Consider the following 11,383-nt stretch of genomic DNA (forward strand, 5'->3'; position numbering starts at 1 on the left):
AAAAAGGCATGATTGAGCATGAATTTATTAAGAAAATACAACTTGAGTTTGTCACGCCAAATACCTGTGTTACCGGCTACAATTCAATTCGGTTTGATGATGAATTTACCCGCTACGCCCTGTATCGAAACTTTCTAGACCCTTATGCCTGGCATTGGCAAAATGGCAATACCCGTTGGGATATTTTAGATGTGGTACGCATGTGTTATGCACTCAAAAAAGATGACAGTCTCAAATGGGTTCATGATAATAATGGCAAGCCCGTTTTTAAACTTGATCAACTCTCCCCTGCAAATGGCATTGAACATACCAATGCACATGATGCGTTAGCCGATGTGCGTGCCACCATTGCCATTGCTAAAATTATTAAAACCACTCAGCCAGGATTGTTTGATCACGCCTTTAAACTGAGAGAGAAGAAGTTTGTTGAATCTGCATTAAATCTGTTTGAGCCCATGTTGCATACCTCTGGTATGTATCCGGCAGAAAAATCTTGTACGCGCCTGTCTGTGGCACTGGCTTATCACCCCACCTATAACGATCGAGCTATTGTATTTAACTTAGACCAAGATCCTTCGATTTTATTAGAATTGAGCACAGATGAATTAAAAACACTAATGTTTACTAAACAATCTGAATTGCCAGATGGGGTTGAACGACTACAAATCAAGGATTTAATTTTTAATAAAAGCCCAATGTTTGTACCCAATATACGGAAAATTGATCCGAAAATAGCTGACCAACTACAAATTGATATTGATACTTGCCTGCAACATTTAAACTTTATTAACAACAATAAAACAGCGATCGAAAAAGCGGTGCAAGATTTATATCGCAATGATCAAGATTTTGAAGCTAATACTGATGTTGATCAATCATTGTATGGCGGTTTTATGGACAATGCTGACAAGCGTCTTGGTGAGCAATTACAGTCACTACCAATCGATGATCTTAAAGCTTTCCATCCAAAATTTAAGGATGAAAAATTAGCAACATTGCTCATGCATTTCAAAGCTAGAAATTATCCACAAAGTTTGACCGATGACGAAGCAGAAGATTGGTTCGAAACCATACAAGGCAGAGTTCAGGCGGGTGAAAATGGCTATTTAAATATTGATGAGTACTTTGAGCGTATCAACATTATGCGTCAGCAGCATCCTAATAAAGAAAAACTCTGGCAACAGCTTGAAAGCTATGGTGAGTCTTTCTTTTAGCGTGTTTTTAGGAAATACACTAAGCTCGTTTTGCTATTAATTCAGATCTCAGGTATAATCTTTGGCTATTGAGAAATTAAGCAAAAGAGAAGAATGAACGCTGAGACTCGTTTCGAAATGTTTGAAAGGTTACTTAAAAAGATACCTAATCCAACAACAGAATTAAACTACGCAACCCCTTTTGAGCTATTAGTGGCGGTTACGTTATCTGCTCAGGCAACTGACAAAAGTGTTAATAAAGTTACCGATAAGCTTTTTCCGATTGCTAACACGCCTGAATCTATCTTCGAGCTAGGTGAAGATACACTCAGAGACACAATTAAAACCATTGGTCTGTTTAACTCCAAAGCCAAGCACATTATTCAAGCTTGTAAAATTTTAATCGACAAGTATGATTCAAATGTTCCTGAAACACGCAAAGAACTAGAAGCACTTCCAGGCGTTGGCCGCAAGACAGCCAATGTGGTGCTTAATACTGCTTTTGGCCATCCAACCATTGCGGTTGACACACACATCTACCGAGTAGCTAACCGCACTGCAATCGCTAGCGGTAAAACCGTGCTTGAAGTGGAAAAGAAATTAGTTAAATTCATTCCTGATGAATTTAGAGTGCCAGCACACCATTTAATGATTTTGCATGGGCGCTATACGTGTAAAGCGCGCTCACCACTCTGCACTGAATGCATCTTGCTTGACTTGTGTGAATACGAAGAGAAAAACCTTTAATACTATCTAAACTATGTCATATTCACAATTGGCATATCTTCATTTGGGTACTATTTTTCCTGCTTTTATATTGGGATCTTATCTTATTACCGTTAAAAAAGGCACAAAATCACACCAACTGATTGGAAAAATTTACATGTTATTAATGTTACTTACAGCGTTAATAACTCTGTTTATGCCTGCACAAATTGGCGAAAGGGTGTTTGATCATTTTGGCTGGATTCATGGATTCAGCTTACTGGTTTTTTATTCAGTTCCTAGTGCGTTTTTTGCTATTAAAAATGGAAATTTAAGACGTCATAAATATAACATGATCGGTCTTTATGTGGGCGGAATTCTTATTGCAGGCAGTTTTACATTGATGCCTGGAAGGTTATTACACGAATGGATTTTTTAAACCGTGCTGTATACGCAAGATCGATCTGAACAGCGAAAATTCTTAGCCAACGCTTGGCAAAAATACTTAGATAAAAAAATCCTTGATCCGTTAGAAGATCAACTAACTCAAGTTATTGAATTACATCCAGAATATCACCAGTTAATCAATAATACAGAATCTGATTATTTTCCGGAACAAGGTGAAGTTAATCCCTTTTTACATATTAACTTACATCTATCTTTAAGAGAGCAACTCTCAATCAATCAGCCACCTGGTATTAATGAGTATTACCAAACAATACTAAACAAAGTTCAAGACCCACACAAAGCGGAGCATCTAATGATGGATTGTATTGCGCAAATGATCTTTTCATCGCAAAAGAACAATACACCAATGGATCACCAAGCCTACATTCACTGTTTGAAGTCGCAAGCAAACACCTAGATGTATGCTGCTTAACCAGCTTATACAACAGCACCTTGGCCAGCAAATAAAATCCAGCGAGTCTATTGGTACAGGGATATTTAACGCTTATCGAGTTACATTAACAAATGACGAGAAGGTTTTTATCAAATACCAAAACAATAGTAACGACTTGCTGATTAAGGAGGCTAGAGAATTAACGCTATTAGGTCAATTTATTCAAACACCAGCAGTGCTTATTAGCACTCAACATTGTTTAATACTTGAATGGATTGAGTCTGCCCACAATCCACACACTCAAACTCAATTAGGCGAGCAATTAGCCAATCTACATCGACAAAAAAGCACTTATTTTGGCTTTGAGTTTGATAACAAGATTGGCGACACTTTTCAGCCAAATGCAGTAAATAAAAAGATCACCAATTGGGCGGAGTTCTATTGGCAATATCGACTGCTGTTTCAGATTGATTTAGCCAATAAAAATAACCATCTAAGTTCGGATGACTATCAACTATTATGCTCGTTGGAGATGAAACTACCTAGCTTGCTTGATTTTGATATCACACCCTCTTTGTTACATGGCGACCTATGGTCTGGCAATTATATTAGCGATCAGCACGATACTTATTTTATTGATACAGCTTGCTACTACGGACACAGGGAGATTGATTTTGCACTAAGTTTTATGTTTGGCGGATTTTCAGCTGAATTCTATAGCGTCTATCAAGCGCACTACCCATTAGACCCAGGATTTGAACAACGCAAACCCTTGTACATGCTCTACCATTATTTAAATCATTTAAATATTTTTGGTTCTGGCTATCATGCCAATACCATGAACTGCGTCAAACAGTTATTGGATTAAGCTTTCCAATTAACAAAATTAGTTAGCAGTTGCAAACCGTCATGCTGTGATTTTTCTGGGTGAAATTGCACAGCAAACATATTCTCTTGCGCAACTGCACAAGTGAAATCAATACCGTAATTGGTTGAACCAGCAATCACGCTTGAATCAGCCGTTTGCACATAATAACTATGCACACTATAAAAACGTGCATTGTCTTCAATATCTTGCCACAGCGGATGATCAATCGTATGTTTGACCGTATTCCAGCCCATATGTGGGATTTTTAACTTAGTTTCTGGAAAGTGAACCACCTCTCCATCAAGAATAGACAGGCCATGTGTGCCACCATTTTCTTGCGAGTGATCAAATAATAACTGCAAGCCCAAGCAAATGCCTAAAAAGGGTTTTTCATGGGCTGCCTGCTTGATTGTTGCGACCAAATCATGCTCGTTTAGCGCCTGCATACAAGCGCCCATTGCACCCTGTCCAGGAAAGACGATGCGATCAGCCTCGTTGATTAGTGTTGCATCATCCGTTAGAAAAACCTGATCATTTGGTGCAACATGCTCAATGGCTTTTTGCACGCTGCGCACGTTGCCCATGCCATAATCAACAATTGCAATACTTTGCATGATTAACTACTACAACGAGCCTTTGGTTGAAGGGATAACACCCGCTTGTTGCTCATCAGGAGTTACCGCCATTCTCAAGGCACGACCAAACGCTTTAAAGATGGTTTCAGCTTGATGGTGCGCATTCACACCTTTAAGGTTATCAATATGCAGTGTTACTAAGGCATGATTGACAAATCCGGTGAAAAATTCAGAAAATAAATCAACATCAAATGTGCCGATTAATGCGCGTGTAAAACTTACATTAAGATCCAAACCAGGGCGGCCAGAAAGATCTAACACGACACGTGACAAAGCCTCGTCTAATGGTACATACGAATGTCCGTAACGAGTAAAGCCAGCTTTATCGCCTGCAGCTTGTGCAAAAGCTTGACCCAACGTAATGCCAATATCTTCAACACTGTGGTGATCATCAATTTGGGTATCGCCGTCACATTTAATGGTTAAATCCATCACACCGTGGCGCGCCACTTGATCTAACATATGGTCTAAAAATGGCACACCTGTATCAATGTCAGCTTTGCCTGACCCGTACAAATTAAGCTCAACAATAATGTCTGTTTCGTTAGTTTTTCTCGATACTTTAGTCATATCTTTGCTATTTATAAATAATCTTTAATTAAAATTTCAGCAATTTGAATGGTATTAAGTGCTGCACCTTTACGAATATTATCAGAAACTACCCACAAGTTAAGCCCTTTTTCGTAGGAAATATCTTCACGAATACGGCTAACAAACGTTTCATCATGATTGGTCGCTTCTGCAAACGGCGTTGCATAGCCACCATCTTCACGCTTATCCATCACCTTAACACCAGGCGCTTTTGATAAAATTTGAGTCGCTTCTGCAGCAGTGATTTTGCTTTTGGTTTCAATATTAATGGCTTCAGAGTGTCCATAAATAACTGGCACACGAACAGCTGTTGGATTAACCAAAATATTTTCATCTTCAAAAATCTTTTTCGTTTCCCAAACCATTTTCATCTCTTCTTTGGTGTAGCCGTTATCTTGGAATACATCAATATGAGGGATCACATTAAACGCAATTTGCTTTGGGTACACGTCAACATCAACATCAGTATTGCCACCGAGTAGCTTTGTTGTTTGATCAATTAATTCAGAAATCGCCTCTTTACCTGAACCTGAAACCGCTTGATAAGTGGCCACATTAATACGTTCAATACCAACTGCATCATGAATCGGCTTAAGCGCTACCAACATCTGAATCGTTGAACAATTTGGATTGGCGATAATATTGCGCTTTGTATAGCCCGCAATAGCATGCGAATTAACCTCTGGCACCACCAAAGGAATATCTTCATCACGACGAAAATGTGCGGTATTATCGATAACAATACAGCCTGCTTCTGCAGCAATTGGTGCATATTTTTCAGAAATGCTACCACCTGCCGAGAATAAACCCACTTGCGCTTGAGAGAAATCGAAGGTATCTAAATCTTGAACTGTCCAGCTCTTACCTTGGCAAAAAACCTTCTTACCGGCAGAGTTGGCACTGGCTAATGGGTATAAATTATCAATAGGAAAATCACGCTGTTCTAAAATTGAAAGAATGGTTTCGCCCACAGCGCCCGTTGCGCCAACAACAGCAACATTAAATTTCTTGCTCATAAGTTTAATAAATTGAAAATTGTAAAATCAGGGTTATTATACTTTATTTTGCAAAATAGCATTCAACCTAAAATCAGGCTAATGCTTTGAGTTTAAAGCTGTTTAACGCTTATCTATTAGACAATATTATCAATATCAATATATTGATGCCCTAGTGAGAATTGTTGCGCCAAATGCTGGGCCAATGCTTGCACACCGTAACGCTCAGTGGCATGATGCCCAGCTGCGATAAAGGCAATATTATTCTCTTTGGCGATGGCTGGAATTTGCTCAGAAACTTCACCCGTTATAAAACAATCTGCATTGATATCAATCGCATGTTTAATATAACTTTGCGCCCCGCCACTACACCAGGCAATGGTTTGAACTTGTGCGTGTTTTTCGCCAAACACTTGTGGCGCTCTGGCGGTAACATTCATGACTGATTGCGCCACCTCCGATAACGGCGCATCTACTTCACCCTGCCAGACTAACGTATCGCCAATCGGCGTCGGATTTTGAATGTTCAGACGCATGGCCAACTGCATATTATTGCCAACTACTGGATGAGCATCTAACGGCAGATGATAAGCGTATAAATTAATGTCATTTTCCAACAAAGCCTTAATACGATTTTTTTTAATGCCAGTTAACACTTGATCTTCACCTTTCCAAAAAAATCCATGATGCACCAACAAGGCATCGGCTTTTTCATCAATGGCTTGATCAATTAACGCTTGATTGGCACTAACGCCTGAAATAATGTTGAAAATTTCAGACTTTCCTTCAATTTGAAGGCCGTTAGGGCAATAATCGCTGAAATTAGCAACATTTAAATACTGATTAATATATTGTTCTAATGCTTTATTGTTAATCATTATGATGTGTAGAATTGGTTAACGATACGCATAAACAATTGGTTTTGCGTCGCATCACCCACAGTAACACGCAAACAATCTGTTAATTTTGGTGCGCTACTCAAATTTTTAATCAATACACCGTTAGCCTTTAAGTAATCAAATAGCGCTTGCGCTTGCGGCGCTTTAAATAAAATAAAATTAGCTTGCGATGGGTATACCGTTAACCCGGCTACTGCGTTTAGCTTGCTCAATAATTGTTGACGCTGCTCAATAATAACTGACGCATTATCACTAATCATCGTTTTTTGTTGCAATAAAAAATTAGCACTCATTTGGGTTAGTGTATTAATGTTATACGGTAAGCGCAGTTTATCTAGCTCAGCAACTGTTTGGGCATTACCAACCAACAACCCTAAGCGTAGGCCTGCAAATCCAATTTTTGACACGCTGCGCAATACCACTAAATTTGGATACTTGGCAATATCTGCAATAAAACTATCGCCCGCATAGGCGTAGTATGCCTCATCCAAAACCACCATCGCTTCGGTCGACTGAATAATGGTTTCAATCGCTTCTCGATCAAATGTATTGCCCGTTGGATTATTTGGATAAGCAATAAAAACCAATTTAGGATTATGCGTAGTCATTGCATCAAGCATGGCTGATAAATCTAATTGATAATCATCCGTTAACGCCACTCCTTGATAATTCAAACGAGTGAATCTAGCAATCATATCGTACATAACAAAGCTCGGCTCAACGCTTAAAATTGTGTCGCCTGTCTCGCAAGCTAATGCCAATAATTGAATTAGCTCATCTGAACCATTGCCTAATAAAACCCCAAACTCATCAGGAATATCCATCAATTCTCGAAGCGTTTGGTTAAGTGCATCCGCACTTGGATTTGGGTAGCGGTTTAATTCGCTTTCTGCTAAATATGCCAAATATTGACCAACCAATTCATCAGCTAGAGCAAACGGTGATTCCATCGCATCAAGCTTAATCATGTCGCCAGCGGGTGGCACATGGTATGCGTTAATTGCTTTAATGTCGGCTCTTAGCCAGTTATCAATAAAACTCATGTTAAGGGTTTTGCTCTATTAGGATGGTATTGCATTTTACCTATTCGTTTGGCATTTAACAAAGTTTGATAGGTGTAATCCAATGCCCGTTTAACCGCAATTTTGACGTCAATCTGGCTAGCTAGCAAGGCACTAATAGCACTTGCTAGCGTACAGCCCGAACCATGATACTGACCAGGTAGTTTAGGATAGGCAAATCGCTCCACTAGATTGGCTTGATGATACAAGCGGTGCTCAATTATTTGATCAGAGGTATCCGTTGTGGTTAATAACACCCATTCACAAGGTAAAGTAGCTACTGCTGATTGTTCATCTAAATCAGGTGCTAATGCTTGTAATTCGGCCATATTTGGCGTTAATAATGTAACCATTGGCAGTAGTGATTCTCTAAGTGCTTTAAGCATATTCTCATCTAGCATAACATCTGCTGTACTTGCCTTAATAACAGGGTCTAGCACTACCAGGTGATTTTCATTAAGCCAGTGCGCAATAGTATTAATCTGCTCAACAGAGGACAGTAAGCCGATTTTAACGACATTAATACTAATATCATCTGCCAACGTTGTTAGCTGCTGTTCAATCAGCGTGTGATCAACTGCTTGAATGGCGCTAACCACTTGTGTGTTTTGCGCAGTTAACGTGGTAACAATAGGAAGTGGCGTAACACCAAATTGATTAATGGTTTCAATATCAGCAGCAATACCTGCGCCACCAGAAGGGTCAAGGCCTGATAGAACCAGGACACGATCAAGCACAAAAAATTATTTAGATTCTTTTGCAATTAAATAATCAGCCACTTTAAACATATTAAATTCACCACCTGCGTGCGAGGCATCCGTCCAATATTTGCCATTAATCACAATCGCTGGTACGCCAGTGGTACGGTATTTCACTGTATTAATTTTTGATTTGTTAACCTTAACTCGCACCGAAAAAGATTTAAAGGCCTTATTGGCTTTATCTTTATCAACATTATGATCACCCAACCATTCAACAAAATCTTCCTGATCAATAAAGGCGTCTTTATGCAGATGAATAGCGTCAAATAATTTTCCGTGCAGGCGATCAACCTCACCCAACTGCTCTAACACATAGTAAAAAATTGCACCATTAACCCAACGATCAGAGAAAACAGCGGGTTGACGAATAAAATCAACATTACTAGGAAATTTTTCTACCCAATCGTGCAAAATTGGCTCAATATTAAAGCAATGTGGGCAATAATACCAAAATAATTCTCTCACCTCAACCTTGTCTTTATTAGCCGTTTTAACCGGCTTGTCAAGTTTGATATAATGCTTACCTTCTACATAAGAATTAGCAAAAATCGTCGTTGAAAGAGTCAATAAAAATACCGCTAAAAGGCGTCTTGTTTTGGTCATAATTCTCTCTAGATAATTAAAGGATTTTTTCAATATTATACTGTGATAATTCAAACTGATTGTTGATTTGAAAATCTTGCCAAAGTTGTTGATAAGTTTGCTTTTCTAGCGGGTGAGTATCTGCACCGCTCAATTGTGCCAATGGCGCCAATACAAATGAATACAACATAATATCGTCTCTAGGCAGATTTAACTCAATATCAACTATTTGCTCATAAGTCACCAAATCCAAGTCAATGAGTCGTGAGGAAAATTTTGGCTGAGTGCGATCTCGACCAAAGGTTTTTTCAATATTTTTTAATACGGCATTAACATCCTCAACGCTCAACTCTGTACTAGCATTAACACCCACATTGTAAAAATCATCACCCTCAAAACCCTCAGCGGGCGACTCAAAAATATCGGAAATTTTAATATCGGCAAAATTTAGCCTTAAATAATCAATAGCGCCGGCAATATTTGCCTCACGATTTTGATTTGAGCCGATATTTATGTGGATTTTAGCCATTTTTTGTACGATTAATGATCACACCAACGCCTTGAGCACCGGTAACCGCCTTGCCTTTGTTCAAAGTCAGCTTAACTTGCTCAACAGCAAACTCTGAGAGAATAATTTCGCAAATTCTTTCAGCAAGCGTTTCAACCAGCTGAAATTCACTTTTTTGCACAAAATCAATCAAACGCTTTGAAACCGCTTTGTAGTCAAGGGTTTGATCAATATGATCAGTTTGACTAGCAGGCTTAATGTCAAAACCCATCTCAATATCTAGGGTGATATCTTGGCGAATTTCACGCTCCCAGTCGTAAATGCCGATGACACAATCGATTTTTAATCCTTGTATAAATACTATATCCATGCTTAAATTAATATCAAATTACAATATCGAAAATTATATGCTACCCCTGCTCATCATTTCAGCTTATCTAATCGGCTCAATTTCTATGGCTATTATCATTTGTAAAGTGCTAGATTTGCCCGACCCAAGAACTCAAGGCTCAAACAACCCAGGTGCGACCAATGTGCTTCGTATTGGCGGAAAAAAAGCTGCCGCTGTAACTTTATTAGGTGATGGCCTCAAGGGAGTTATTCCTGTTGCTATGGGTCAATACCTTGGTTTTGGCGCCCAAGAATTAACACTGATTGCGCTGGGTGCATTTTTAGGTCATGTGTATCCGATATTTTTTGGCTTTAAAGGTGGCAAAGGTGTAGCTACCTTCATTGGTAGCCTACTGGCACTAAATTACTTAACAGGGTTTGCTTTTATTATCACTTGGCTATTTGTCGCTAAAGTGCTTAAAATCTCCTCATTATCAGCACTCATCGCAACTGCTTTAACCCCTGTTTATTTTTACTTTTTAACTGATCAGCTGAATGCGACTTATATACTTACCCTAATTTGTGTTTGGATTTTTTACACCCATCGCAGTAACATCAAGCGCATAATTTCTAGGGAAGAAGGCGTTATTAAGTCTTAATATTAACCCTTTTTTTTAAGTATGCCATATTGACAATTATGGCATTTTACAGCTTTTCTAAGCCGCCTGTGTGGTGGTGAATCCGACCTCGGCACTAAGGCTGTTAATAACACTTTTCTAAGTCGTCTGTGTGGCGGTGAATATAGTTTTAAAATTTTCAATAGGCGAAAAAAACCACCTTTCGGTGGCTTTTACAAAATTATTTTAAATTACTTATGACAATTTAGCTATTAATGTCGCTATTACTGCACCTGTGGCAACTGCAAGCGCTAATTCATACCATGTGGCTTTTTTCTTTAAAAGTGTGGTTTCTGCCATAAGTTTTGCGTTTTCTGCCATAAATTTTGCGTTTTCTGCCATAAATTTACGCGTTTCAGCGCGCCTATGCTCATTAAAAAGCATTTCATCTTCTACTTCTGTGTTGTATTCTTTTTTTGTCATAATCTTATATCCATTTCAATAATTAAATTATATCACGCCTTAAAGCCAACCATAGGCTTATCATTTTTATACACTATCCGCCCTTGTTTCATAGTCCATTTATTTTTAACGTCAAATTGTAAAAAGTCCATCGGCTGTACTGGCGGTAGTTGATCTGTTATCTTGCGCACGCACCCTATCGCTAGACGTAATGTGTTGAAAGACTATGAATTTAAGCCGCCTGTGTGGCGGTGAATGTAATTTTGATGTTGATATTGATTTCAAGGTTGTTTCTAGGCCGCCTGTGTGGCGGTGAATTTAACAAAGCAACAAAC

Annotated in this window: 16 protein-coding genes; 6 read left to right on the forward strand and 10 right to left on the reverse strand. The window is 38.8% G+C overall.

The window, feature by feature from the left end:
• The 5 genes from sbcB to PSN35_RS03775 form a co-directional block, all read left to right on the forward strand.
• Window positions 1-1,214: exodeoxyribonuclease I (sbcB, locus tag PSN35_RS03755; RefSeq protein ID WP_300029657.1), on the forward strand; the 1,214-nt coding region annotated here is incomplete at its 5' end.
• Between the two features lie 93 nt (window positions 1,215-1,307).
• Entirely contained in the window at window positions 1,308-1,940 is a 633-nt protein-coding gene (gene nth, locus PSN35_RS03760) for an endonuclease III (protein WP_300029660.1), read from the forward strand.
• Between the two features lie 13 nt (window positions 1,941-1,953).
• On the forward strand, window positions 1,954-2,337 hold the full coding sequence (locus PSN35_RS03765) for a DUF2306 domain-containing protein (protein ID WP_300029663.1): 384 nt from the start codon (window positions 1,954-1,956) through the stop codon (window positions 2,335-2,337).
• Between the two features lie 3 nt (window positions 2,338-2,340).
• Window positions 2,341-2,763: a DUF1841 family protein gene (locus tag PSN35_RS03770; protein WP_300029667.1), complete on the forward strand. Its 423-nt coding sequence runs from the start codon at window positions 2,341-2,343 to the stop codon at window positions 2,761-2,763.
• A 4-nt stretch (window positions 2,764-2,767) separates the two neighbouring features.
• Window positions 2,768-3,607, forward strand: a complete 840-nt coding sequence (locus PSN35_RS03775; RefSeq protein WP_300029670.1) for a fructosamine kinase family protein — start codon at window positions 2,768-2,770, stop codon at window positions 3,605-3,607.
• On the opposite strand, the gene hisH is transcribed toward PSN35_RS03775, so the two are convergent.
• The 9 genes from hisH to folB form a co-directional block, all read right to left on the reverse strand.
• A complete protein-coding gene (hisH, locus tag PSN35_RS03780) occupies window positions 3,604-4,221 on the reverse strand; it encodes an imidazole glycerol phosphate synthase subunit HisH (protein WP_300029673.1) in 618 nt (205 codons plus the stop codon). The genes PSN35_RS03775 and hisH overlap by 4 nt on opposite strands.
• A 9-nt stretch (window positions 4,222-4,230) precedes the next feature.
• Window positions 4,231-4,812, reverse strand: coding sequence for an imidazoleglycerol-phosphate dehydratase HisB (hisB, locus tag PSN35_RS03785; protein WP_300029676.1), 582 nt, complete (start codon window positions 4,810-4,812; stop codon window positions 4,231-4,233).
• Between the two features lie 11 nt (window positions 4,813-4,823).
• Entirely contained in the window at window positions 4,824-5,849 is a 1,026-nt protein-coding gene (locus PSN35_RS03790) for an aspartate-semialdehyde dehydrogenase (RefSeq protein WP_300029679.1), read from the reverse strand.
• Between the two features lie 116 nt (window positions 5,850-5,965).
• Entirely contained in the window at window positions 5,966-6,706 is a 741-nt protein-coding gene (locus PSN35_RS03795; protein ID WP_300029681.1) for a Nif3-like dinuclear metal center hexameric protein, read from the reverse strand.
• Window positions 6,706-7,770 carry a histidinol-phosphate transaminase gene (gene hisC / locus PSN35_RS03800; RefSeq protein ID WP_300029684.1) on the reverse strand — a complete coding sequence of 355 codons (1,065 nt, stop codon included), beginning with the start codon at window positions 7,768-7,770 and terminating at the stop codon, window positions 6,706-6,708. The genes PSN35_RS03795 and hisC overlap by 1 nt, the downstream gene beginning before the upstream one ends.
• Window positions 7,767-8,525, reverse strand: coding sequence for a hydroxymethylpyrimidine/phosphomethylpyrimidine kinase (locus PSN35_RS03805; protein WP_300029686.1), 759 nt, complete (start codon window positions 8,523-8,525; stop codon window positions 7,767-7,769). The genes hisC and PSN35_RS03805 overlap by 4 nt, the downstream gene beginning before the upstream one ends.
• A gap of 6 nt (window positions 8,526-8,531) precedes the next feature.
• Entirely contained in the window at window positions 8,532-9,152 is a 621-nt protein-coding gene (locus PSN35_RS03810; protein ID WP_300029689.1) for a thiol:disulfide interchange protein DsbA/DsbL, read from the reverse strand.
• 16 nt (window positions 9,153-9,168) lie between these two features.
• Complete coding sequence (gene folK / locus PSN35_RS03815) at window positions 9,169-9,660, reverse strand: 2-amino-4-hydroxy-6-hydroxymethyldihydropteridine diphosphokinase (protein ID WP_300029692.1); 492 nt, start codon at window positions 9,658-9,660, stop codon at window positions 9,169-9,171.
• Window positions 9,653-10,009 carry a dihydroneopterin aldolase gene (gene folB / locus PSN35_RS03820; protein WP_300029694.1) on the reverse strand — a complete coding sequence of 119 codons (357 nt, stop codon included), beginning with the start codon at window positions 10,007-10,009 and terminating at the stop codon, window positions 9,653-9,655. Before folB ends, folK begins: the two co-directional genes overlap by 8 nt.
• Before the next feature lie 37 nt (window positions 10,010-10,046).
• Here folB and plsY point away from each other — a divergent pair, with 37 nt between their 5' ends.
• Entirely contained in the window at window positions 10,047-10,628 is a 582-nt protein-coding gene (gene plsY / locus PSN35_RS03825; protein ID WP_300029699.1) for a glycerol-3-phosphate 1-O-acyltransferase PlsY, read from the forward strand.
• Between the two features lie 213 nt (window positions 10,629-10,841).
• Here plsY and PSN35_RS03830 read toward each other — a convergent pair whose 3' ends face one another.
• On the reverse strand, window positions 10,842-11,069 hold the full coding sequence (locus tag PSN35_RS03830) for a hypothetical protein (protein ID WP_300029696.1): 228 nt from the start codon (window positions 11,067-11,069) through the stop codon (window positions 10,842-10,844).
• Between the last annotated feature and the right edge of the window lie 314 nt (window positions 11,070-11,383).

This window comes from Candidatus Thioglobus sp. (assembly GCF_028599055.1).
Taxonomy (GTDB): domain Bacteria; phylum Pseudomonadota; class Gammaproteobacteria; order PS1; family Pseudothioglobaceae; genus Thioglobus_A.

Bases quoted from the DNA above. Each gene is read 5' to 3' on its own strand.
- hisB (WP_300029676.1), bottom strand. From the start codon at position 4,812: ATGACTAAAGTATCGAGAAAAACTAACGAAACAGACATTATTGTTGAG.
- PSN35_RS03765 (WP_300029663.1), top strand. From the start codon at position 1,954: ATGTCATATTCACAATTGGCATATCTTCATTTGGGTACTATTTTTCCT.
- hisH (WP_300029673.1), bottom strand. From the start codon at position 4,221: ATGCAAAGTATTGCAATTGTTGATTATGGCATGGGCAACGTGCGCAGC.
- PSN35_RS03790 (WP_300029679.1), bottom strand. From the start codon at position 5,849: ATGAGCAAGAAATTTAATGTTGCTGTTGTTGGCGCAACGGGCGCTGTG.
- PSN35_RS03795 (WP_300029681.1), bottom strand. From the start codon at position 6,706: ATGATTAACAATAAAGCATTAGAACAATATATTAATCAGTATTTAAAT.
- folK (WP_300029692.1), bottom strand. From the start codon at position 9,660: ATGGCTAAAATCCACATAAATATCGGCTCAAATCAAAATCGTGAGGCA.
- nth (WP_300029660.1), top strand. From the start codon at position 1,308: ATGAACGCTGAGACTCGTTTCGAAATGTTTGAAAGGTTACTTAAAAAG.
- folB (WP_300029694.1), bottom strand. From the start codon at position 10,009: ATGGATATAGTATTTATACAAGGATTAAAAATCGATTGTGTCATCGGC.
- plsY (WP_300029699.1), top strand. From the start codon at position 10,047: ATGCTACCCCTGCTCATCATTTCAGCTTATCTAATCGGCTCAATTTCT.
- PSN35_RS03810 (WP_300029689.1), bottom strand. From the start codon at position 9,152: ATGACCAAAACAAGACGCCTTTTAGCGGTATTTTTATTGACTCTTTCA.
- PSN35_RS03830 (WP_300029696.1), bottom strand. From the start codon at position 11,069: ATGACAAAAAAAGAATACAACACAGAAGTAGAAGATGAAATGCTTTTT.
- hisC (WP_300029684.1), bottom strand. From the start codon at position 7,770: ATGAGTTTTATTGATAACTGGCTAAGAGCCGACATTAAAGCAATTAAC.
- PSN35_RS03775 (WP_300029670.1), top strand. From the start codon at position 2,768: ATGCTGCTTAACCAGCTTATACAACAGCACCTTGGCCAGCAAATAAAA.